General features: G+C 65.4%; 28 protein-coding genes. 24 read left to right on the plus strand and 4 right to left on the minus strand.

Annotated elements, in window-relative coordinates; translation table 11 throughout:
* Window positions 1-4 precede the first annotated feature (4 nt).
* The 12 genes from QTH90_RS20010 (at window position 5) to hisA (ending at window position 9211) form a co-directional block, all read left to right on the plus strand.
* A complete protein-coding gene (locus QTH90_RS20010) occupies window positions 5-277 on the plus strand; it encodes an STAS domain-containing protein (protein ID WP_286666329.1) in 273 nt (90 codons plus the stop codon).
* A gap of 34 nt (window positions 278-311) precedes the next feature.
* On the plus strand, window positions 312-1259 hold the full coding sequence (locus tag QTH90_RS20015) for an ABC transporter ATP-binding protein (RefSeq protein ID WP_286666330.1): 948 nt from the start codon (window positions 312-314) through the stop codon (window positions 1257-1259).
* Window positions 1259-2023, plus strand: coding sequence for an ABC transporter permease (locus QTH90_RS20020; RefSeq protein WP_286666640.1), 765 nt, complete (start codon window positions 1259-1261; stop codon window positions 2021-2023). The genes QTH90_RS20015 and QTH90_RS20020 overlap by 1 nt, the downstream gene beginning before the upstream one ends.
* A gap of 8 nt (window positions 2024-2031) precedes the next feature.
* The gene (locus QTH90_RS20025) at window positions 2032-2286 is read left to right on the plus strand and encodes a BolA family protein (protein WP_286666331.1); all 255 of its coding nucleotides are present in this window, start codon (window positions 2032-2034) and stop codon (window positions 2284-2286) included.
* Between the two features lie 18 nt (window positions 2287-2304).
* A complete protein-coding gene (gene murA, locus QTH90_RS20030; protein ID WP_286666332.1) occupies window positions 2305-3591 on the plus strand; it encodes a UDP-N-acetylglucosamine 1-carboxyvinyltransferase in 1287 nt (428 codons plus the stop codon).
* Window positions 3588-4229 (plus strand): ATP phosphoribosyltransferase, encoded by a 642-nt coding sequence (gene hisG, locus QTH90_RS20035; RefSeq protein WP_286567622.1) that lies wholly within the window; start codon window positions 3588-3590, stop codon window positions 4227-4229. The genes murA and hisG overlap by 4 nt, the downstream gene beginning before the upstream one ends.
* A 13-nt stretch (window positions 4230-4242) precedes the next feature.
* Window positions 4243-5559, plus strand: a complete 1317-nt coding sequence (gene hisD, locus QTH90_RS20040) for a histidinol dehydrogenase (protein WP_286666333.1) — start codon at window positions 4243-4245, stop codon at window positions 5557-5559.
* A gap of 20 nt (window positions 5560-5579) precedes the next feature.
* Window positions 5580-5948 (plus strand): hypothetical protein, encoded by a 369-nt coding sequence (locus QTH90_RS20045; protein ID WP_286666334.1) that lies wholly within the window; start codon window positions 5580-5582, stop codon window positions 5946-5948.
* 5 nt (window positions 5949-5953) lie between these two features.
* Window positions 5954-7045 (plus strand): histidinol-phosphate transaminase, encoded by a 1092-nt coding sequence (gene hisC, locus QTH90_RS20050; RefSeq protein ID WP_286666335.1) that lies wholly within the window; start codon window positions 5954-5956, stop codon window positions 7043-7045.
* Window positions 7042-7671: an imidazoleglycerol-phosphate dehydratase HisB gene (gene hisB, locus QTH90_RS20055; RefSeq protein ID WP_286666336.1), complete on the plus strand. Its 630-nt coding sequence runs from the start codon at window positions 7042-7044 to the stop codon at window positions 7669-7671. The genes hisC and hisB overlap by 4 nt, the downstream gene beginning before the upstream one ends.
* Complete coding sequence (hisH, locus tag QTH90_RS20060; protein WP_286666641.1) at window positions 7668-8318, plus strand: imidazole glycerol phosphate synthase subunit HisH; 651 nt, start codon at window positions 7668-7670, stop codon at window positions 8316-8318. Before hisB ends, hisH begins: the two co-directional genes overlap by 4 nt.
* A gap of 146 nt (window positions 8319-8464) precedes the next feature.
* The gene (hisA, locus tag QTH90_RS20065) at window positions 8465-9211 is read left to right on the plus strand and encodes a 1-(5-phosphoribosyl)-5-[(5-phosphoribosylamino)methylideneamino]imidazole-4-carboxamide isomerase (protein ID WP_286602172.1); all 747 of its coding nucleotides are present in this window, start codon (window positions 8465-8467) and stop codon (window positions 9209-9211) included.
* 115 nt (window positions 9212-9326) lie between these two features.
* Here the strand turns inward: hisA and QTH90_RS20070 are convergent, their stop codons facing one another.
* Together QTH90_RS20070 and QTH90_RS20075 are read right to left on the minus strand one after the other, a co-directional pair.
* On the minus strand, window positions 9327-10265 hold the full coding sequence (locus tag QTH90_RS20070; RefSeq protein WP_444814748.1) for an amino acid ABC transporter substrate-binding protein: 939 nt from the start codon (window positions 10263-10265) through the stop codon (window positions 9327-9329).
* 7 nt (window positions 10266-10272) lie between these two features.
* Window positions 10273-11580, minus strand: coding sequence for a dicarboxylate/amino acid:cation symporter (locus tag QTH90_RS20075; RefSeq protein WP_286666337.1), 1308 nt, complete (start codon window positions 11578-11580; stop codon window positions 10273-10275).
* Between the two features lie 171 nt (window positions 11581-11751).
* Here QTH90_RS20075 and QTH90_RS20080 point away from each other — a divergent pair, with 171 nt between their 5' ends.
* The 9 genes from QTH90_RS20080 (at window position 11752) to tatC (ending at window position 16685) form a co-directional block, all read left to right on the plus strand.
* Window positions 11752-12594, plus strand: a complete 843-nt coding sequence (locus QTH90_RS20080; protein WP_286666338.1) for a D-hexose-6-phosphate mutarotase — start codon at window positions 11752-11754, stop codon at window positions 12592-12594.
* Between the two features lie 20 nt (window positions 12595-12614).
* Window positions 12615-13394 carry an imidazole glycerol phosphate synthase subunit HisF gene (gene hisF / locus QTH90_RS20085; RefSeq protein ID WP_286666339.1) on the plus strand — a complete coding sequence of 260 codons (780 nt, stop codon included), beginning with the start codon at window positions 12615-12617 and terminating at the stop codon, window positions 13392-13394.
* A gap of 14 nt (window positions 13395-13408) precedes the next feature.
* A complete protein-coding gene (gene hisI / locus QTH90_RS20090; protein WP_286666340.1) occupies window positions 13409-13810 on the plus strand; it encodes a phosphoribosyl-AMP cyclohydrolase in 402 nt (133 codons plus the stop codon).
* A complete protein-coding gene (locus QTH90_RS20095) occupies window positions 13807-14190 on the plus strand; it encodes a phosphoribosyl-ATP diphosphatase (protein WP_286666341.1) in 384 nt (127 codons plus the stop codon). The genes hisI and QTH90_RS20095 overlap by 4 nt, the downstream gene beginning before the upstream one ends.
* Window positions 14191-14201: 11 nt before the next feature.
* Window positions 14202-14591 carry a DUF4870 family protein gene (locus QTH90_RS20100; protein ID WP_286666342.1) on the plus strand — a complete coding sequence of 130 codons (390 nt, stop codon included), beginning with the start codon at window positions 14202-14204 and terminating at the stop codon, window positions 14589-14591.
* On the plus strand, window positions 14581-14940 hold the full coding sequence (locus QTH90_RS20105) for a histidine triad nucleotide-binding protein (protein WP_286666343.1): 360 nt from the start codon (window positions 14581-14583) through the stop codon (window positions 14938-14940). Before QTH90_RS20100 ends, QTH90_RS20105 begins: the two co-directional genes overlap by 11 nt.
* Before the next feature lie 180 nt (window positions 14941-15120).
* A complete protein-coding gene (gene tatA / locus QTH90_RS20110; RefSeq protein WP_286567607.1) occupies window positions 15121-15357 on the plus strand; it encodes a Sec-independent protein translocase subunit TatA in 237 nt (78 codons plus the stop codon).
* A gap of 11 nt (window positions 15358-15368) precedes the next feature.
* Entirely contained in the window at window positions 15369-15827 is a 459-nt protein-coding gene (gene tatB, locus QTH90_RS20115) for a Sec-independent protein translocase protein TatB (protein WP_286666344.1), read from the plus strand.
* Window positions 15828-15887: 60 nt separating this feature from the next.
* Complete coding sequence (gene tatC / locus QTH90_RS20120; RefSeq protein WP_286666346.1) at window positions 15888-16685, plus strand: twin-arginine translocase subunit TatC; 798 nt, start codon at window positions 15888-15890, stop codon at window positions 16683-16685.
* A 21-nt stretch (window positions 16686-16706) separates the two neighbouring features.
* Here tatC and QTH90_RS20125 read toward each other — a convergent pair whose 3' ends face one another.
* Window positions 16707-17867: a S1C family serine protease gene (locus QTH90_RS20125; RefSeq protein WP_286666347.1), complete on the minus strand. Its 1161-nt coding sequence runs from the start codon at window positions 17865-17867 to the stop codon at window positions 16707-16709.
* Between the two features lie 310 nt (window positions 17868-18177).
* Between QTH90_RS20125 and QTH90_RS20130 the strand changes: the two genes are divergently transcribed.
* Genes QTH90_RS20130 through pdxA form a run of 3 tightly spaced genes read left to right on the plus strand, consistent with a single transcriptional unit; the run spans window position 18178 to window position 21352 of the window.
* Window positions 18178-19524, plus strand: coding sequence for an MFS transporter (locus tag QTH90_RS20130; RefSeq protein WP_286666348.1), 1347 nt, complete (start codon window positions 18178-18180; stop codon window positions 19522-19524).
* Complete coding sequence (locus tag QTH90_RS20135) at window positions 19521-20294, plus strand: Nif3-like dinuclear metal center hexameric protein (RefSeq protein ID WP_286666349.1); 774 nt, start codon at window positions 19521-19523, stop codon at window positions 20292-20294. The genes QTH90_RS20130 and QTH90_RS20135 overlap by 4 nt, the downstream gene beginning before the upstream one ends.
* Window positions 20291-21352: a 4-hydroxythreonine-4-phosphate dehydrogenase PdxA gene (gene pdxA / locus QTH90_RS20140; RefSeq protein WP_286666350.1), complete on the plus strand. Its 1062-nt coding sequence runs from the start codon at window positions 20291-20293 to the stop codon at window positions 21350-21352. The genes QTH90_RS20135 and pdxA overlap by 4 nt, the downstream gene beginning before the upstream one ends.
* On the opposite strand, the gene mscL is transcribed toward pdxA, so the two are convergent.
* Complete coding sequence (gene mscL, locus QTH90_RS20145) at window positions 21339-21764, minus strand: large conductance mechanosensitive channel protein MscL (RefSeq protein ID WP_286666351.1); 426 nt, start codon at window positions 21762-21764, stop codon at window positions 21339-21341. The genes pdxA and mscL overlap by 14 nt on opposite strands.
* Window positions 21765-21858: the final 94 nt, after the last annotated feature.

A 21858-nucleotide genomic window follows, 5' to 3' on the forward strand; every position in this document is an offset into this window, starting at 1 on the left:
CCGGATGCTGGTGCTGCCGCCGAAGTTGACGCACGACGAGGCGCCCGCCTGCGTCTACATGCTCCAGCAGGGGCTTGCCGGGCAGACGGACACTTCCACAGTGGTCGACGCCAGCGCGCTGGTTCAGTTCGATTCCTCGGCGCTGGCGGTGCTGCTCGAGTGCCGGCGCGAGTCGAGCGCGATGGGCCGAGGATTCGCCGTGAAGGGCTTGCCGCCGCGCCTGCGGGAGCTTGCTTCGCTGTACGGCGTGGCAGGCCTTTTGCCCGCCGCGCCCTGACAAAAACACCAGCCCCGTAAAATCGAGGGTTCCCATGCCCGCGATCTCCTTCCAATCGGTCTCCAAGACCTATCCTGCCTCACGCCAGCAACGGGCCCAGGGAAAACCGGGCCTGCGAGCGGTCGACGAGGTGAGCTTCCAGATCGAGGAAGGCGAGTTCTTCGGTCTCCTCGGACCCAACGGCGCCGGCAAGACCACCCTGATCAGCATGCTTGCGGGCCTGTCGCGCCCCAGTGCGGGCTCGATCAGCGTCCATGGCTTCGACGTTCAAAAAGAGTACGCCAAGGCGCGCAGACAGCTTGGCGTAGTGCCCCAGGAGCTTGTTTTCGATCCGTTCTTCAACGTTCGCGAGGCGTTGCGCATCCAGTCGGGCTACTTCGGCATCAAGAACAACGACGCCTGGATCGACGAATTGCTGCACAGCCTGGGCCTCGCCGACAAGGCCGGCGCCAATATGCGCCAGCTCTCCGGCGGCATGAAGCGCCGCGTTCTCGTCGCGCAGGCGCTGGTGCACAAGCCGCCCGTCATCGTGCTGGACGAGCCGACGGCCGGCGTCGACGTCGAGTTGCGCCAGACCTTGTGGCAGTTCGTGGCCAAGCTGAACAAGCAAGGCAGCACCGTGTTGCTGACCACGCACTACCTGGAAGAAGCCGAGGCGCTGTGCCACCGCATCGCGATGCTCAAGCAGGGGCGCGTGATCGCGCTGGACCGCACGAGCGAATTGCTCCGTTCTGCGGCCAGCAACGTACTGCGCTTCAAGACCGATGGCATGCTGCCCTGGGCGATCGCGCAGCATGCGCGCATCACCGGCCGCATCGTGCAACTGCCCGCGCAGAACGCGCACGAGGTCGAGCAGCTTCTTGCCGCCATCCGCGAAGCGGGCCTGGACGTCGAGGACGTCGAGATGCGCAAGGCCGATCTGGAGGATGTCTTCATCGACTTGATGGCGGGTGAGCAAACACCGCTGGAGGTTGCCCGATGATGATCAATGCATTGGGCTGGCGTGCGCTGCTCTACAAGGAAACGCTGCGCTTCTGGAAGGTCGGCTTCCAGACCGTGGGCGCTCCCGTCCTGACGGCCTTGCTCTACCTGATGGTGTTCGGCCACGTGCTCGAAGCTCACGTCAAGGTCTTCGGCACAGTCAGCTATACCGCTTTCCTCGTGCCCGGCCTCGTGATGATGAGCGTGCTGCAGAACGCGTTCGCCAACAGCTCGTCGTCGATCATCCAGAGCAAGATCATGGGCAGCCTGGTGTTCGTGCTGCTGACGCCCCTGTCGCACTGGGGCTGGTTCTTCGCCTATGTTGGCTCGTCCATCGTGCGCGGACTCGCCGTCGGCCTGGGCGTGTTCGTCGTCACCTCGCTGTTCGCCATGCCGGGCTTCGTGGCGCCCTTGTGGATCATCGTTTTTGCGTTCCTGGGCGCGGCCATCCTTGGCACGCTGGGGCTCATCGCAGGGCTCTGGGCCGAGAAGTTCGACCAGATGGCGGTGTTCCAGAACTTCCTGATCATGCCGATGACCTTCCTGTCGGGCGTGTTCTATTCCATCGGCTCGCTGCCGCCTTTCTGGCAGAAGGTCAGCCACCTGAACCCGTTCTTCTACATGATCGACGGCTTCCGTTACGGCTTCTTCGGCGTCAGTGACGTCTCGCCGTGGACGAGCTTTGCGATCGTCGGCAGCGCCTGGCTGGTGGTGAGCGCCATCGCGGTTCATTTGCTCCGCATCGGCTACAAAATCCGCGGATAAACCTTGCTATGACTGCTGAAGAACTCAAATCCATCATCGAGGCGGGCATGCCCTGCGAGCACATCGCACTCGAGGGCGATGGCCGCCACTGGTACGCCACCATCGTCTCCGCGGAGTTCGAGGGCAAGCGCGCCATCCAGCGACATCAGCGCGTCTACGCCACCCTGGGTGCCAAAATGCACACCGACGAGGTGCACGCGCTCTCGATGAAAACCTTCACGCCCGCCGAATGGGCGGACCAGAATTCTTCGCCCTCCCGCTAGACCTCCGCTGGATTTCTCATGGACAAACTTCTGATTCGCGGCGGGCGCAAGCTTCGCGGCGAGGTACTCATTTCCGGCGCCAAGAACGCCGCATTGCCCGAGCTTTGCGCGGCGCTGCTGACCGACCAACCCGTCACGCTGCACAACGTGCCGCGCCTGAAGGATGTGGCAACCATGCTCAAGCTGGTCCACAACATGGGCGTCACCGCGGATCGCGACGATAACGGCACCGTGCGCATCAATGCGCGCACGCTGGAGGTGCCCGAGGCACCCTATGAGCTGGTCAAGACGATGCGCGCTTCGGTGTTGGCGCTGGGCCCGCTGCTGGCCCGTTTCGGCAAGGCCAAGGTCTCCCTGCCGGGCGGCTGTGCCATCGGTTCGCGGCCGGTCGACCAGCACATCAAGGGCCTGCAGGCCATGGGCGCCGATATCGTGGTCGAGCACGGCTACATGGTGGCCAGCATTGCCGGGGGGCGCCAACGGCTGCATGGCGCCCGCATCACGACCGACATGGTCACCGTCACCGGCACCGAGAACTTCCTCATGGCCGCCGCGCTGGCAGAAGGCGAGACGGTGCTGGAAAACGCCGCTCAGGAGCCCGAAATCGCCGACCTGGCCGAAATGCTGATCGCCATGGGCGCGAAGATCGAGGGGCACGGCACCAGCCGTATCCGCATCCAGGGCGTGGAGAAGCTGAACGGCTGCACGCACCAGGTGGTGGCCGATCGGATCGAGGCGGGCACCTTCCTGTGCGCCGTGGCGGCTACGGGCGGCGATGTCGTGCTGAAGCACGGACGGGCCGACCATCTGGACGCCGTCATCGAGAAACTGCGCGCCGCGGGCGCGAGCGTGGCGACGGTGGATGGGGGCATCCGTGTCCAGAGCGAGGGCCGCCTCAAGGCGCAGGGCTTCCGCACCACGGAGTACCCAGGCTTTCCGACGGATATGCAGGCGCAGTTCATGGCGCTCAACGTGATCTCCGAAGGCACCTCGACCGTGACCGAGACCATCTTCGAGAACCGCTTCATGCATGTCGACGAGATGCTTCGGCTGGGCGCCCGCATCCAGACCGACGGCAAGGTGGCAGTGATCGAAGGCGTTTCGCAGCTTTCGGGTGCGACCGTGATGGCGACGGACCTGCGCGCCTCGGCGAGCCTCGTGATCGCCGGCCTCGTGGCCGACGGCGAGACGCTGGTGGACCGCATCTATCACCTCGACCGCGGCTACGACCGCATGGAAGCCAAGTTGCGCGGCCTCGGCGCCGACATCGAGCGCGTGGCTGGCCCTGCCGAGGTGCAGCCATGATCACGCTGGCGCTCTCGAAGGGGCGCATTTTCGAGGAAACGCTGCCCCTGTTGGCCGCGGCGGGCATCGAGGTCACGGAGGATCCGGACAAGTCCCGCAAGCTGATCCTGGCGACCACCAAGCCCGACGTGCGCGTGGTGCTGGTCCGCGCCTCGGACGTGCCCACCTACGTGCAATACGGCGGTGCCGACCTGGGTGTGACCGGGCTCGACGTTCTGCTCGAGCATGGCAACCAGGGCCTCTATCAGCCGCTCGACCTTCGCATCGCGGCCTGCCGCCTCAGCGTGGCGGTGCGTGCCGACTACGACTACGCCTCGGCTGTCAAGCAGGGTTCGCGAATCAAGGTCGCGACCAAGTACGTCGGGCTGGCGCGCGATTTCTTCGCCAGCAAGGGTGTGCACGTCGACTTGATCAAGCTCTACGGCAGCATGGAACTTGCGCCGCTCACGGGCCTGGCGGATGCGATCGTCGACCTGGTTTCGACCGGCAACACCCTGAAGGCCAACCACCTCGTCGAAGTCGAACGCATCATGGACATCAGCGCGCGCCTGGTGGTCAACCAGGCCGCGCTCAAGCTCAAGCGCGAGGCAATTCGGCACATCGTCGACGCCTTCTCTTCGGCCATTCCTTCCACGTGATCCGGCCATTGCCATGAAACAGAAAGCTGCTCCCGTCCTTCTCTCGACCACTTCGGCCAGTTTCGAGGCCGATTTCAAGGCGCGCCTGCATTGGTCTGCCGAGGCAGATGCGGCGATCGAGCAGGTGGTGGCCGACATCCTGGCGGACGTGCAGCGCCGCGGCGACGAGGCGGTGCTGGAGTACACCCGCCGCTTCGACCGGCTCGACGTGGCCGGCATGGAGGCGCTCGAACTCACGGCTGTCGAACTGCGCGCCGCCTTCGAGTCGCTGCCCGCCGCGCAGCGCGACGCGCTCGAAGCGGCTGCTCGCCGGGTGCGCACCTATCACGAGGCGCAAAGGAAGGCGAGCGGCGAAAGCTGGAGCTACCGTGACGACGACGGCACCCTGCTGGGCCAGAAAGTCACGCCGCTCGACCGTGTCGGCATCTACGTGCCGGGCGGCAAGGCGGCCTATCCGTCCAGCGTGCTCATGAACGCGATCCCCGCGCACGTGGCGGGAGTCGGTGAAATCATCATGGTCGTGCCGACGCCGGGCGGCGAGAAGAATCCGCTGGTGCTGGCGGCCGCGCACGTTGCTGGCGTCACGCGCGCCTTCACCATCGGTGGCGCGCAGGCCGTGGCGGCGCTGGCCTATGGCACGGCGACCATCCCGGCCGTCGACAAGATCACCGGCCCCGGGAATGCCTACGTGGCCGCTGCCAAGCGCCGTGTGTTCGGCACCGTCGGCATCGACATGATCGCCGGCCCGAGCGAGATCCTGGTGCTGGCCGACGGCTCGACGCCGCCGGAGTGGGTGGCGATGGACCTGTTCAGCCAGGCCGAGCACGACGAACTGGCGCAGAGCATCCTGCTGTGCCCTGATGCCGACTACATCCAGAGTGTCCAGCAGGAGATCGATCGGCTCCTGCCTTCGATGCCGCGCGCCGAGATCATCGCGGCCTCGCTCAACGGACGCGGCGCGCTCATCCATACCCGCAGCATGGAAGAGGCCTGCGCGATCAGCAACCGCATCGCGCCCGAGCATCTGGAAGTCAGCAGTCGCGAGCCAAGCCGCTGGGAGCCGTTGCTGAGGCATGCCGGCGCGATCTTCCTGGGCGCCTACACCAGCGAGAGCCTGGGCGACTACTGCGCCGGCCCCAATCACGTGCTCCCCACGAGCGGGACGGCGCGCTTCAGCTCGCCGCTGGGCGTCTACGACTTCCAGAAGCGGTCGAGCCTCATCGAGGTCAGCGAAGCGGGCGCGCAAGTGCTCGGCCGCATAGCGGTGACCCTCGCGGAAGGCGAGGGGCTTTCCGCACACGCCGAGGCCGCCCGCATGAGATTGCGCTGAGGGTGCGCGGGATGGGTGCCGTGACGCGAATCCGTTTCCACCGGCTCGGACGGCTGCTGGCCTTGGCCGCGCTGGCTGGCGCCGCGAGCGCCCAGGCCATGACAATCCGCGAGTTGCGCACCCTGGAAACCAATGAAAAAGACGGCAAGCTCTACGCCAACTACTACCTGGTCGGCGTGATGGAAGGCCTGCGCGAAGCCAGCGATGCGGCGCAGCGCGCGGGCCAGAAGCCGCCTTTCTGCATCAACGGCCGCAAGTTCGAGCCGGTGATGGCTCGATCCCTCTATCAATCCGAACTGACGCGCAACGCCGACAGCTACGAAGCCGACATGCCGGTTCAGCTCGTTCTCTCCGCCGCCCTGCGCAACAGCTACCGCTGCAACCCCTGAACCGAATGACCTCCAAGACCGCCACCCCCGTTGCGCTCGGCCGCATCCGCGCCGATGTGCAATCCATGCATGCGTATGCGGTGCAGGATGCGCGCGGCCTGCTCAAGCTCGACGCCATGGAGAACCCCTACGGCTTGCCGCCCGAGCTGCAGGCCGTTCTCGGCCAGCGGCTGGGCGCGCTCGCGTTGAACCGCTATCCCGGCGAACGCGGCGCCGACCTGCAGCGCGCCCTGGCGCGGCACGCCGCCATGCCGGAAGGCTTCGCGCTGATGCTTGGCAATGGCTCGGACGAGCTGATCTCGCTGCTCGCGATGGCCTGTGACCTGCCCGGGGCGGCGATCTTGGCGCCCGTCCCCGGTTTCGTGATGTACGCGATGAGTGCGCAACTGCAAGGCCTCCGCTTCGTGGGCGTGCCGTTGACGGCCGACTTCGAGCTCGACGAAGGCGCCATGCTCGACGCCATCGCACAGGAAAAGCCGGCCATCGTCTACCTGGCCTATCCGAACAACCCGACCGCCAACCTGTGGGACGACGCCGTGATCGAGAAGATCGTCGATGCCCAGGGAGCACAAGGCGGCCTGGTCGTCATCGACGAGGCCTACCAGCCCTTTGCCGGCAGGAGCTACATCGACCGCGTCGCTCGCCGCGAACACGTGCTCCTGATGCGTACGCTCAGCAAGTTCGGCCTCGCCGGCGTCCGGCTGGGCTACCTGATGGGCCCGGCCGCCTTGATCGCCGAAGTCGACAAGGTGCGTCCGCCCTACAACATCAGCGTTCTCAACTGCGAGTGCGCGCTCTTCGCGCTCGAGCACGCGGACGTGTTCGAGCGGCAGGCCGCCGACATCCGGAGCCAGCGCGCCCGCATCTTCGAAGGGCTGGCGCGCCTGCCCGCCGTTAAGGCCTGGCCCAGCGAAGCCAACATGATCCTGGTGCGTGTTCCCGATGCCACAAAGACCTTCGAGGGCATGAAGGCGGCCGGCGTGCTGGTCAAGAACGTTTCTAAAATGCATTCCCTGCTCGCGAATTGCCTGCGCCTGACCGTCGGAACCGCCGACGAGAACACGCGGATGCTCGCGGCACTCGAAGCCTCACTATGAATACCCCCACGGCACCCGAAGCAGTCGTCGTCGCCTCCGCTCGAACGGCGGCGGTCACGCGCAACACGGCTGAGACCCAGATCACGGTCGAGGTCAACCTCGACGGCACCGGCCGCTCGAAGCTGTCGACCGGCATCGGCTTTTTCGACCACATGCTCGACCAGATCGCCCGCCACGGGCTGATCGACCTCGACATCGATTGCAAGGGCGACCTGCACATCGACGGCCACCATACGGTGGAAGACGTCGGCATCACGCTGGGGCAGGCGGTCGCCAAGGCCGTTGGCGACAAGAAGGGCATCCGCCGCTACGGCCATGCCTACGTGCCGCTGGACGAGGCCCTGAGCCGCGTCGTGATCGACTTTTCCGGCCGTCCCGGCCTGGTGATGGATGTGCCCTTCACGAGCGGCATGATCGGCACCTTCGACAGCCAGCTCACCTATGAGTTCTTCCAGGGCTTCGTCAACCACGCGTTCGTGACGCTCCATATCGACAATCTCAAGGGCGTCAACGCGCACCACCAGTGCGAGACGGTCTTCAAGGCCTTTGCCCGGGCGCTGCGTGCGGCACTGGAGCTGGATCCGCGCTCGGCGGGCGTCATTCCGTCCACGAAGGGTTCGCTCTGACAAGCAATACTGTTGCCGTCGTCGACTACGGCATGGGCAACCTGCGATCCGTCTCGCAGGCCGTGCAGCATGCGGCCGACCAGGTCGGGGTGGAAGTGTTCGTCACCTCCGACCCGGACGTCGTGCGCCGGGCCACCCGCGTGGTGCTGCCGGGGCAGGGCGCCATGCCCGACTGCATGCGCGAACTGCGCGATTCGGGGCTTCTGGAGACCGTGCTCGAGGCGGCTGCGAGCAAACCCCTGTTCGGCGTCTGCGTGGGCATGCAGATGCTCTTGTCCCACAGCGACGAGGGGCCGACCGACGGCCTGGGCCTGATTCCCGGCAATGTGCGCAAGTTCGAACTGGCGGGCCGCACGCAGCCGGACGGCAGCCGCTACAAGGTGCCGCAAATGGGCTGGAACCAGGTCCGGCAGGTGCGGCCGCACCCGGTCTGGGCGAGCGTTCCCGACCAGAGCTACTTCTACTTCGTCCATAGCTTCTACGCCCGGCCGACCGACGCCAGCCACAGTGCGGGCGAAGCCGAGTACGGCGAGCGCTTTACCGCCGCCGTCGCACGCGATAATATTTTTGCTACCCAGTTCCACCCGGAGAAGAGTGCGGACCACGGGTTGCAGCTCTATCGAAATTTCCTCCACTGGAATCCCTGACACCTTGAACGCATCGACCGTGCGGCTCGCGCCCGTGCCTGCGGCGCCGGCCGGATTCTGAGTACGATCGCGCGTTTCGCCACCAATTCCGCTCGTCCGCACGATCCCCCAGCGATTTCATCGTTCGTTCCACGCAATCCCGCACCATGCTCCTCATTCCTGCGATCGACCTCAAGGATGGCCACTGCGTTCGCCTCAAGCAAGGCGACATGGACCAGTCCACCACTTTCAGCGAAGACCCGGCCGCGATGGCGCGCAAGTGGCTCGAAGCCGGCGCGCGGCGGCTGCATCTGGTCGACCTCAACGGCGCTTTCGCCGGGAAGCCGCAGAACCATGCAGCGATCAAGGCGATCCTGAGGGAGGTCGGCGACGACATTCCGGTGCAGCTCGGCGGCGGCATCCGCGATCTGGACACCATCGAGCGCTATATCGATGACGGCCTGCGCTACGTGATCATCGGCACCGCCGCGGTCAAGAATCCCGGCTTCCTGAAGGACGCCTGCAGCGCCTTTGGCGGCCACATCATCGTGGGGCTGGATGCCAAGGACGGCAAGGTAGCGACCGACGGCTGGAGCAAACTGACCGGTCACGAAGTCGCCGACCTCGGCAAGAAGTTCGAGGACTACGGTGTCGAGTCGATCATCTACACCGATATCGGGCGCGACGGCATGCTGTCCGGCATCAATATCGAGGCCACGGTCAGGCTGGCCCAGGCGCTGACCATTCCGGTGATTGCATCGGGCGGTCTTTCGAACATGGCCGACATCGACAAGCTGTGCGCCGTCGAACCCGACGGCGTGGAAGGCGTGATCTGCGGCCGCGCGATCTACTCGGGCGACCTGGACTTCGCCGCAGCACAGGCCCGCGCCGACGAACTGGCCGACGCCGCCTGACGCCTCGGGCCCCGCAGCGCAAATCCAGAGACACCGCGGAGCCGGCTTTGCCGGGCCGCCGTTGTCGCCCCCTCCAGGGGGAAGGCGGCTACACGAAGTGAGCAAGCAACGGGGGTCATTCAGACTTGACGGCCATCGTCTGGATGATCGTCTCCAGTTGAGGGCTCATCGGCAGGTTGATGCTGGTCCCTGACGGGAGCTTGCGCAAGAACCAGCGCTTGTACTGGCGCTCGATCTCGCCATCCTCGGCCAGATCGTGGAAGGTGTTGTTGACGACCGTCGCCATCTGCGGATCGTTCTTCCGGAACATCACGCCGTAGGGGTCGTACGAAAGAAAGTCGCCGACCACGTAGTAGTCGCTCGGGCCCTGCGCCGTGCCGCGGTCCTGTGCGATCAGACCGTACAGCAGCACGTCATCGGTCGCGAAGGCGTCGGCCTTGCCGGACTTCACCAGTGCAAATGACTCGGCGTGGTCGCGCGACACCAGAAGGTTCAGGCCAAGCTTGAAGCGGGTCGAGAGGTCGCGCATCGTCTTCTCGTTGGTGGTTCCGCTGGTCACAGCCACGTTCTTGCCCACCAGATCGGTAAACGACTGGATCGGCGAGCCCTTCTTGACCAGCAACTTCGTGCCCGACACGAACATCGTCGGCGAGAAGCTGACGCGCTTCTGGCGTTCCAGGTTGTTCGTGGTCGAGCCGCACTCGAGGTCGACCTGACCGTTCGCCACTGCGTCGATGCGCGACTCGGAGGTCACCGGCACCCATTTCGTCGTGAGCGACTTGTGCACCGCGTCGCTCATCGCCTCGACCACCGCCTTGCACAGCTCGATCGAATAGCCGATGGGCTCGTTGCGTGCGGACAGGTAGGAGAAGGGCACCGAGGATTCCCGGTAGCCGATGGTGACCGTCCCCGACTCACGCACCTTGGCCAGCGTGCCGGTCAGCTCCGCCGGAGCGGCCGGGATCGGCTCTGTCTGGGCCATTGCTTCCGGCGACAGGCACAGGAGGCCGCCAAGCAGCGCCGCGGCCATCGACAGCTTCTGCGCGCGCTTCATGTCAGCCTCAGGCGTGTGCAGGATGGGCGAGGGTGGCCGCCAGTTCGGCGTCCATCGACCGGGCGTTCGCCTCGGCCTCGCTTTCGGTGAGGAGCTCGCCTTCCCACTTGGCGACTACCGCCGTGGCGATGGAATTGCCCACCGCGTTGGTCGCCGAGCGGCCCATGTCCAGGAAGGTGTCCACGCCCAGAATCAGCAGCAGGCCCGCCTCGGGGATGTTGAACTGGTTCAGCGTGGCGGCAATCACCACCAGTGAGGCGCGGGGAACGCCGGCCATGCCCTTCGACGTCAGCATGAGGATCAGCAGCATGGTGATCTGGGTGCCGATCGACAGCGGGATGTCGTAGGCCTGGGCAATGAACAGCACGGCGAAGGTGCAATACATCATGGAGCCGTCGAGGTTGAAGGAATAACCCATCGGCATCACGAAGCTGGAAATCTTGCGCTTGACGCCGAAACGGTCGAGCGCGATCAGGATCTTCGGGTAGGCGGCCTCCGAGCTCGCCGTGGCAAAGGACAGCAGGAAGGGCTCCCGGATGAGCTTGAGCAGCTTCACGATGCGCGGCCCCAGGAAGACGAAGCCCGCAAATGCGAGCACAGCCCAGAGGATGAACAGACTGAGGTAGAACCCGCCCATGAAGACTGCGAACTTGAGCAGGATCTGCAGGCCGTTGGTTGCCACCGTGGCAGCCATGGCGGCCATCACCGCCAGCGGAGCGAGCTTCATCACATAGCCCGTGATCTTGAGCATCGCGTGCGAGAGTTCGTCGATGGAAGCGACCAGCGTCTTGCCCTTTTCGCCGAGTGAGGCGAGCGCGACGCCGAAGAACATCGAGAACACCACGATCTGCAGGATCTCGTTGTTGGCCATGGCCTCGACGAAGGACTTGGGAACCACGTGGCCGACGAAATCCTTGAGGGTGAACTTCGAGGTCGCGAGGTTCGCCGAAGACCCGATGTCCGGCAACGGCAGCCCCAGGTTGTGGCCGGGCTGCAGCAGGTTGGCCATGATCAGGCCGAGGATGAGAGAGACCAGCGATGCCGTGATGAACCACCCCAGCGCCTTGCCGAACACCCGCCCGACCGCGGAGGCGTCGCCCATGTGGGCGATGCCGACGACCAGGGTGGAGAAGACCAGCGGCCCGATCAGCATCTTGATCAGGCGCAGGAACACGTCCGACATGATCGAGATGTAGCCCGCGATCTCCGCAGCGGATTTCTTGTCCGGGAAGTTGACGAAGACCATGTAGCCCAGAATGATCCCGATCACCATCGCGATCAGAATCCAGGCCGCTGGCGGCAGTTTCCTTCTCATGGGAGCTCCTTGCGCGTGAGTTCTGGAGAGAGTCTTTCTGGCCGACAGCCGCATCCGGCAACCGTCTGCTGATGCGATTTCAAGCCAAATAGGCGCCGGCTGCAATGCCAACGAGCGCCCGCATCTCCGGACGCCGATCCGGAGCATGCGGGCCAAACCTAGAATCGGGTCATGTCTCTCCAAGCCTTCGCCTACCGCGGCCAGCCGGCAGTGCGTCTCGCCCTGCCCGGCGGCGATAGCTGCACTGTGGCCCTGCATGGCGCCCACGTGCTGTCCTGGACCACGGCCGACGGCGTGGAGCGGCTCTACCTGAGCCCCGATGCGCGCTTCGATGGCCAAAGCGCCATCCGCGGCGGTGTGCCGATCTGCTGGCCGCAGTTCAACATGCGCGGACCCTTGCCCAAGCACGGTTTCGTCCGCAACCTGGCTTGGCAGGCCGAGTCGGAGGAGGGCGACGGCAAGCGCCGGACCGCGGTCCTCTCGCTCCAGTCCAACGACGCCACGCGGGCGATCTGGCCGCATGCATTCCATGCCCGGCTGGCCGTCACGCTGGCGCCGCACATGCTGCGCATTGCCCTGACGATCGACAACTCCGGCAGCGGACCCTGGTCGTTCGCCGCCGCCCTGCACAGTTACTTGCGGGTGGACGACGTCACGCAAGCCCGACTCGAAGGCCTGCAAGGAGCCAACCGGTGGGATGCGGTGCGCGACGACCGCCATGTCGAGCTGGCGCCCTCGCTGGGCTTCGGCACCGAATTCGACAGCGTCTACGCCGCGCCTGCCAAGCCGCTGCGGCTCGTGCAGCCGTCGGGCACGCTCGAAATCTCGCAAAGCGCGAGCTGCAGCGAAACCGTCGTGTGGAACCCGGGCCCTGCGCTGAGCGCCAAGCTCGAGGATCTGCCCGATGACGGCTGGCGCCAAATGCTCTGCGTCGAGGCTGCGCGCATCGACGAGCCTGTCCTGCTCGCGCCTGGTGCCCAATGGCAAGGCTGGCAGCAACTTCACGTCCTTTGAATCCCTGTCTGAACGAATCCATGCTTGCCAAACGCATCATCCCCTGCCTTGACGTCACCGGCGGCCGCGTCGTCAAGGGCGTCAATTTCGTCGAATTGCGCGATGCCGGCGACCCGGTCGAGATCGCGGCGCGCTACAACGCGCAAGGCGCCGACGAACTGACCTTCCTGGACATCACCGCGACCAGCGACGGGCGCGACCTGATCCTGCCCATCATCGAAGCGGTGGCGTCGCAGGTGTTCATTCCCCTGACCGTGGGCGGGGGCGTGCGGACGGTCGCAGACGTGCGCCGCCTGCTCAACGCCGGGGCGGACAAGACCAGCTTCAATTCCGCCGCGATCGCCGATCCCCAGGTGATCGAGGATGCGTCGCGCAAGTACGGCGCGCAGTGCATCGTGGTGGCCATCGACGCCAAGCGGCGCAGCGTCGAGGACGCGGCCACGCGCGGCCCGGGTTGGGACGTCTACAGCCACGGCGGTAGAAAGAACACAGGCCTCGATGCTGTGCAATGGGCCGTCGAGATGGCGCGCCGCGGCGCTGGCGAGATCCTTTTGACCAGCATGGACCGCGACGGCACCAAGAGCGGCTTCGACCTGGAACTCACGCGCGCCGTGAGCGACGCCGTCAGCGTGCCCGTGATCGCCTCGGGTGGCGTCGGCAGCCTGGAGCATCTGGCGGATGGCATCCAGGCCGGCGGCGCCGATGCCGTGCTGGCGGCCAGCATCTTCCACTATGGCGAGTTCACCGTCGGCGAAGCCAAGCAGCGCATGGCCGCCCGCGGCATTCCGGTCCGTCTGTGACCGACAATAGCCCGATGAACTGGCTGGAAGAAGTGAAATGGGACGCGAACGGCCTGGTGCCGGTGATCGCGCAGGAACAGGGCAGCAACGACGTGTTGATGTTTGCCTGGATGAACCGCGAAGCGCTCGCGAAGACCGCTGAAATCGGCCGCGCCGTGTATTTCAGCAGGTCGCGCGGCAAGCTGTGGTTCAAGGGCGAGGAGTCCGGCCACGTCCAGACCGTGCACGAAATCCGACTCGACTGCGACAACGACGTCGTGCTTCTCAAGGTCACGCAGCTTGGCCATGAGCCGGGCATTGCCTGTCACACGGGCCGTCACAGCTGCTTTTTCAGCAAGTACGAGAACGGCCAATGGACCGTGACCGAGCCGGTCTTGAAAGACCCCGCATCGATCTACACATCGTCCCCAAGATGAGTACTCCCGAACGCAACGCGGAGGACGCGCTGGCGCGTCTGGCCGCCGTGATCGAAAGCCGGCTGCCCGCGCACGGCGGCGATCCCGACAAGAGTTACGTCGCGCGCCTGCTGCATCGCGGCCCGGATGCCTTTCTCAAGAAGATCGGCGAGGAAGCCACCGAAGTCGTGATGGCCGCGAAGGATGCGGATCACGGCGGCGACCGCGCGAAGCTGGTGAACGAAGTGGCCGATCTGTGGTTCCACAGCATGGTGGCGCTTGCCCACTACGGCTTTTCGCCTCGCGACGTGGTGGCGGAACTCGAGCGCCGCGAAGGCACCAGCGGTATCGAGGAAAAAGCCCTGCGCAAGGCGCAGGATCGCGAAGCTTCCAACGACTGAGAGGACGCGCCATGCCCAACGACATCGTGACGGTCGAACCCGACGACTCGCTGAAGACCTGGGGCTGGGTCAGCTATATCCTGCATCTGGTGGTGGCCGTGGGCGCCGTGCTGCCGGGCGCGCAGGCGTCCATCGGGCTGCTGCTGATCGCGCTGGTGATCGACCTGGTCAAGCGCGACGATGCGGCGGGCACCTGGCAGGCCTCGCATTTCAGCTGGCGCATCCGGTCGGTGCTGTGGGCAGGCGTGCTATACGTGCTGACCTCGTGGCTGTGGTTGCTGTTTCTCGTGCCGGGCTGGATCGCCTGGGCGCTGATTTCCCTCTGGTTCCTCTACCGCATCGTCAAGGGGATGGTGCGCATGAATGCGGGCCGGTCCATGGAGCCTTCCAATGTCATCTGACCCGAACTGCGTTTTCTGCAAGATCATCGAAGGGAAGATTCCCTCGCGCAAGGTATACGAGGACGACGAGCTGTTCGTGTTCCATGACATCGCGCCTTGGGCCCCGATCCACTTCATGATCGTGCCGAAGCGCCACATTCCGTCGATGGCGCAGGTCACTGCCGATGATGCGGCGTTGCTGGGAAGGATCATGACGCTGGCGCCCAAGCTGGCAGTCGAGCAGGGTTGCAGGCCCTATCCCGCCGGCGGCTTCCGCATCGTCGTGAATACAGGCGCGGAGGGCGGGCAGGAAGTCCACCATCTCCACGTGCACGTCATGGGTGGCCCGCGGCCCTGGTTGAAGGGGTGACCCCAGTCTTCGCGCACTTCGTGTGGCTTCGCCGATCCCCGCCGGGGGCAACACCGATGGACCGGCCCAGCCGGATCCACGGTGTTCCCAGGTTGTGGACGTTCGGGAAAACAGATAGCCATCGTTTTCGGCCGGTCAATTCCGCCGACTAAAATCGTTCACATTCTTCAGGAGTAATCCATGGGTTCACTTTCCATCTGGCACTGGCTGATCGTGCTGCTCGTCGTCGTGATGATTTTCGGCACCAAGAAGCTCCGCAACATGGGTTCCGACCTCGGCGGCGCCGTCAAGGGTTTCAAGGACGGCATGAAAGACGGCGCGGCGCCCGAGACGCCGGCCGGTCCGAACGCTCAGGTCACGGGCAACACCACCGCTGACAAATCGACGATCGACGTCGAGGCGCGTCAGAAGTCCTGAGCTAGGCATCCGTGATCGACCTCGGCATCTCGAAACTCGCGCTGATCGGCGCAGTTGCGCTGATCGTCATCGGGCCGGAAAAGCTGCCGCGCGTGGCCCGCACCGTCGGCACCTTGCTTGGCAAGGCGCAGCGGTACGTGAACGACGTCAAGGCCGAGGTCAATCGCTCGATGGACCTCGACGAGCTGCGCAAGATGAAGGACACCGTGCAGGACGCTGCCCGTGATGTCGAGCAAAGCATCCAGTCGGGCGCCAGCGACTTCGAAAAGCAGTTCTCCGAAAGTGGCCAGACGCTCTCCGAACTGGCGGAGCCGACGCCTGCCTATCCTGAATACAAGCACCCGCGCAAGAACTGGCGCCTGAAGCAGGGCGCCACCCCGCAGTGGTACAAGGCGCGCAACGGCGTGCGCACCAAGGCGCTCTCAGGCGCAGCGCGCGTGGCCCGTTACCGTCCTCACAAAATCAACTAGCCGCAACGCCGATCCGGTTGCGCCCAGCGCGCATCCATTTCCTGCCCGCAGCGTCCCCACATGGCCGACCCCACCGACAAGAACAAAGAAGACGAACTGGCCGGTACCGAGCAGCCTTTCGTCCAGCACCTGATGGAGCTGCGGGATCGCCTGCTCTACTGCGTCTACGGCCTCGTCGTGGCCGGCATCCTGCTCGCCATCTGGCCGGGCCCCGCCGGTCTGATCGACATGATCGCGGTGCCGATCCGGGCCCACATGCCGCCCGATGCGAAGCTGATCGCCATCGGCGTGTTCTCGCCATTCTTCGTGCCGCTGAAGGTACTGGGCATGACGGCCGTGCTGCTGGCGCTGCCCTGGCTCATGTACCAATGCTGGATGTTCGTGGCACCAGGCCTCTACAGCCACGAAAAGAAATTCGCGTTGCCGTTGATCTTCTTCGGTAGCCTGCTGGCCTATGGCGGCATCGCCTTCGTGCAGTTCTTCGTGCTGGACAAGATGTTCGGCTTCATACAGAAGTTCACACCTCCGTCGGTGAATGCCACGCCTGATATCTCGTCCTACGTGGAGGCGATCCTGTCGCTCTACATCGCGTTCGGCGTGGCCTTCCAGGTGCCGATCGTGGTGATGCTGCTCGTGCGTTTCGAGATGGTCACCATCGAGAAGCTGAAATCCTTCCGCGGCTATTTCATCGTGGTCGCATTCGTCGTGGCGGCGGTGCTGACGCCGCCGGACGTCGTTTCGCAGCTCGCGCTGGCGATTCCGATGTGCCTGCTGTACGAGGTCGGCATTATCGGTGCGCGCTACTTCGCGAAGCACACCAAGGTGCCGGAAGAAAGCGCGGATTCCGCCCAGTCCTGAACGCCCCCTCGGGGGCGCTGCCTACTCAGTCGGGTTGGGCACGCGCCGAACCGGTGACCGGGGCCGCAGGCCCGGCGTGACGTCGAGTTCCAGCTTGTCGCTGCCGCGCTGCAGCGCAAAGCGCGCCGCGCTGCCCGGCTTGAGTCCGGCCACGGCGGTCAGGAGTTCCTGCACGTTGCCGATGCTCTTTTCGCCCACGCCGGTGATCACGTCGCCGGGGCGGACGCCGGCCTTGGCGGCCGGGCCGTTCTGCAGCACGCCCGTGATGATCACGCCAGCGTCGGCCTTGACGCCGAAGGTTTCCGCGAGTTCGGGGGAGAGGTCGTTGGGCTCCACGCCGATCCAGCCTCGCGTGACCTTGCCTGCCTTCACGATGTCTTCTAGCACTTGCTTGGCGGTCGAGACCGGAATGGCAAAGCCGATGCCCATGCTGCCGCCGGAGCGGGAATAGATCGCGGTGTTGATGCCTTCGAGGTTGCCGTTGACGTCGATCAGCGCGCCGCCCGAATTGCCGGGGTTGATCGCCGCATCGGTCTGGATGAAGTTCTCGAAGGTGTTGATGCCGAGCTGGTTGCGCCCGAGTGCGGACACGATGCCGCTCGTCACGGTCTGGCCGACGCCGAAGGGGTTGCCGATGGCGAGCACCTGGTCGCCTACCTGAAGCGAGTCCGAATTGCCGAGCACGATCACCGGCAGCTTGTCGAGCTCGATCTTGAGCACGGCCAGATCCGTATCGGGGTCGGTGCCGATCACCTTGCCGCGCGCGTGCCGGCTGTCGTTGAGCGTGACGTCGATTTCGTCGGCGCCTTCCACGACGTGGTTGTTGGTGAGGATGTAGCCGTCGGCGCTCACGATGACGCCGCTGCCCAGTCCGACCTGGGGCTGGTCCGCTCCCTGGTCACCGAAGAAGAAGCGAAACCACGGATCGTTGCTGCGCGGAGAAAGCTGCGCCGCCTTGCTGGTGTTGATGCTGACCACGGCAGGCGACGCCTTCTTGGCGGCGGCGCTCAGGCTGCCCGGGGCGATCGTGGCCGGACCCGCGGCTGGCGCTTCGATGACCGCCACGACGCCGCCGAGCGAGCCCCGCCGATTGAGCCACTCGGGCTTGAGGGTCGCGACGACGAAATAGGCCGCGAGCAGGACCGTTACGGCTTGGGCAAACAGCAGCCAGGTGCGTTTCATTTAGAAGGTGAAGAGGACGTTGGGCCAAAGCGCTTCAGGCGATCTGAGCGTCAGAGACCCGATTGTCCCTCAACGGTCCCGAAGCCCGGGCCGTCCGCCCCCAGCGACCGGAGCGCGGGCCTGATCCAGACTGGCAGGGTGGGTTAAGGGGAAACCCTTAAAATGGAAGGACTTGCAGCCGGATGCCCTACAGGGCCTGTTTCCGGTGTGGCGCGCACGAGACCCGCAGCGACAGGCCGCTTACGCAAGAGCCCACGGGCTTCGGATCGCCGAAGCGCCTCGTCCCACCGTTCCGCTTTGACGTATGCCCATGACTGCATCAGCCCTTGGCGATGGCGTTTCCGCGCCATCGACACCCCCGCGCACGCTCGGCGCCCGAGACTACAAGACGCTCGCCTTGTCGGCGCTCGGAGGCACGCTCGAGTTCTACGACTTCGTCATCTACGTGTTCTTCGCAACCGTGCTCGGGGCGCTGTTCTTTCCGGCCGACATGCCGGACTGGCTGCGACAGCTGCAGACCTTCGGCATCTTCGCCGCCGGCTATCTCGCGCGGCCCCTGGGCGGCATCGTGATCGCGCATTTCGGCGACCTGCTGGGGCGCAAGCGCATGTTCACGCTGTCGATCTTCCTGATGGCGGCGCCCACGCTGGTGATCGGCTTGTTGCCGACCTACGCCAGCATCGGCGTGGCGGCGCCGCTGCTTCTGCTGGCGATGCGCGTGCTGCAGGGCGCGGCGATCGGCGGCGAGATGCCAGGCGCCTGGGTTTTCGTGGCCGAGCATGTGCCGGCACGCCGCTATGGCTTCGGCATCGGCACGCTGACTTCGGGCATCACGGGCGGCATCCTGCTGGGTTCGCTGGTCGCCGTCGCCATCAACAAGCACTACACGCCGGCCGAGGTCAGTGACTTTGCGTGGCGCATTCCGTTCATCCTTGGCGGCGTGTTCGGCCTGGTGTCTGTCTATCTGCGCCGCTTCCTGCATGAGACGCCTGTCTTCCAGGAACTCGCGGATCGTCGCAGCGTGGCGCGCGAACTCCCGCTCAAGACAATCCTGCGCGAGCACCGCGGCGCCAGCGTGTTCGTCGGACTGCTGACCTGGGTGCTCTCGGCCGCGATCGTGGTGGTCGTGCTCTTCACGCCGACCTACCTGCAGAAGGTGCACCACATTCCGGCGACCCTCGCATTGGAGGCGAACGCAGTCGCAACGCTGATGCTGACGCTGGGCTGCATCCTGGTGGGGTGGGCTTGCGACCGCATCGGTACGCGGGCGGTGATGCTGATCGGCTGGGGTGGGCTGGTCGTCACGACCTATCTCTTCTACACGAGCCTGCCCGGAACGCCGACCTCGCTGGTCTGGCACTACGGCCTGGTGGGCCTGTTCGTCGGCACCATCGCGACCGTGCCGATCGCCGGCGTGCGAGCGTTCCCCGCGCCGGTGCGCTTCTCGGGGCTTTCGTTCGCGTACAACATGTCGTACGCCATCTTCGGCGGCCTCACGCCCATCATCCTCACGCTGTGGCTGCAGAAGGATCCGATGGCGCCGGCGCACTACGTTGCGGCCCTCGCCGTGCTCGGCTTCGTGCTCGGCCTGCTGCCCCTTGCGTCGCGCGGCCATGCCATGCGGGCAGCGCCGGCCGGGTCCACAATGGCGGGATGAGCACGACCCGCCACGAACTTCTTCACGCGTTCGACCTGCTGCTCGCTCCCGAGCGTTTCAAGGACTACGGCCCCAATGGCCTGCAGGTCGAAGGCCGCACGAAGGTGCGCAAGATCGTCTCCGGCGTCACGGCAAGCCGTGCGCTGATCGAGGCGGCCATTCGCGCGGAAGCCGATGCGATCTTCGTTCATCACGGCTTGTTCTGGCGCGGCCAGGATGGCCGGGTCACGGGTTGGATGCGCCAACGCCTCGGCCTTCTGCTGGGCGACGACGTCAATCTCTTCGCGTACCACCTGCCGCTCGATGCGCATCCCGAGCTCGGCAACAACGCGCAACTCGGAGCCAAGCTGGGGCTCGTGGCCCGCGCGGGCTCTGCAGGCCGTTTTGGCGAACAGGAACTCGGATTCATGGGGGGGCGCGAGAACGGCGAAGCCTTCACGAGCGCCAAGGCGCTGGCCACTCATGTGGAGAAGGCGCTCGGCAAGCCCGTGACGCTGGTGGATGGCCTTCCTCGGCAGATCCGAAGCGTCGCGTGGTGTACAGGGGGGGCGCAAAGCTACTTCGAGGCCGCGATCGCGGCCGGAGCCGATGCCTTCATCACCGGGGAAATTTCCGAGCCCCAGACCCATTACGCACGCGAACTGGGTGTTGCCTTTCTCGCTTGCGGACACCACGCCACCGAGCGCTACGGCGCGCCGGCCGTGGCGGGCCATGTGGCCGCGCAACTCGGCCTGGCGCACGAGTTCATCGACATCGACAACCCGGCGTGAGCAGCGTCCAGCGTCCCATCGCCGTCACACTCGGCGACCCGGCGGGCATCGGCCCCGAGATCATCGTCAAGGCGTTTCGTAACGCGGCCGGCGAGATGGCGGGGTGCTTCGTGGCCGGGGATGTGGGCACGGTGAGGCGCGCTGCTCATGCGCTCGCGGCACCCGGCATGCTCGCGCTGCCTGTCGCGGCGATCGAGGTGCCGACGGAGGCTGTCAGCGTTCCGCCCGGGTGCATCCCCGTGCTGCAGGCGATCGAGCCGCCCGAAGGCACGATCGCGGTCGGCGAAATCAGTGCCGCGGCGGGCCGCATGGCCGGCGACTGTGTCGTCTGGGCTGCACGCGCGGCATTGCGCGGAGAGATCGCGGCGATCGTGACGGCGCCCCTGCACAAGGAAGCGTTATCGGCCGCAGGCTTTTCCTTTCCGGGCCACACCGAATTGCTGCAGGCCGAGGCCGCTGCACACCTTGGTCGTCCGGTCGCTGATGTGCCGGTGCGCATGATGCTGGCCAACGACGAGCTTCGGACCGTGCTCGTCAGCATTCACATGTCGCTGCGCAATGCAATCGAGGCCGTGACCTTCGATGGCGTGCTCGAAACGCTGCGGATCGCCCACCGTGCGCTCACCGCCGTCTTGGGGCGGGCGCCGAGGATCGGCGTCGCGGGCCTCAATCCTCATGCGGGAGAGGGCGGCCTGTTCGGATCGGAAGAGCGCGACATCATCGTGCCGGCCATCTCGTCGGCGCGGGCCGAGGGCATCGATGCAGACGGGCCTCACGCCCCCGACACGATCTTCATGCGGGCCCGCGCCAAGGCGCCCGGCGCCGCCGGCGAGTTCGATGTGGTGATCGCGATGTACCACGACCAGGGCTTGATCCCGGTCAAGTACCTCGGCGTGGAGAAGGGTGTGAACGTCACGCTGGGCTTGCCCCTGGTGCGCACCAGTCCCGATCACGGGACTGCGTTCGACATTGCAGGGACGGGGCAGGCCGACGCGTCCAGCCTCGTCGAGGCGGTCAGAATGGCGAAGTCGCTGTCGGGCGCCGTCAGGGGCGCTTGAGGCTGTCTCGAATCTCGCGCAGCAGCACGACATCCTCGGGAGGAGCGGGCGGAGGGGCTGCCTCCTGGGACTTCTTCAGCTTGTTGATCTGCTTGACCATCAGAAAAATGATGAAGGCCAGGATCACGAAGTTGACGGCGATGGTGATGAAATTGCCGTATGCCAGCACCGGTGCTCCGGACTTCTTGAGATCGGCCAGGTTGTTGGCAACGCCTGTAGGTGTTGGTCCCAGCACGATGTAGAGGTTCGAGAAATCGAGCTTGCCGAACACCAGGCCGACGATCGGCATGATGATGTCGCTCACCAGGGAGTCGACGATCTTCGCAAAGGCAGCGCCGATGATCACGCCGACCGCGAGGTCGATCACGTTGCCCTTGACGGCAAATTCGCGGAACTCCTTCAGAAAGCTCATGTCGGGTACCCCCTCTGATGGTTGTTGAACGCAGTCGAGTATAGAGGCCGGACTTGCGGCGCCAGCCTCGCGGAATGCCTGCGCCAGGGGCCTG

It is taken from the genome of Variovorax flavidus (assembly GCF_030317145.1).
In the GTDB taxonomy this organism is placed as follows: domain Bacteria; phylum Pseudomonadota; class Gammaproteobacteria; order Burkholderiales; family Burkholderiaceae_C; genus Variovorax; species Variovorax flavidus.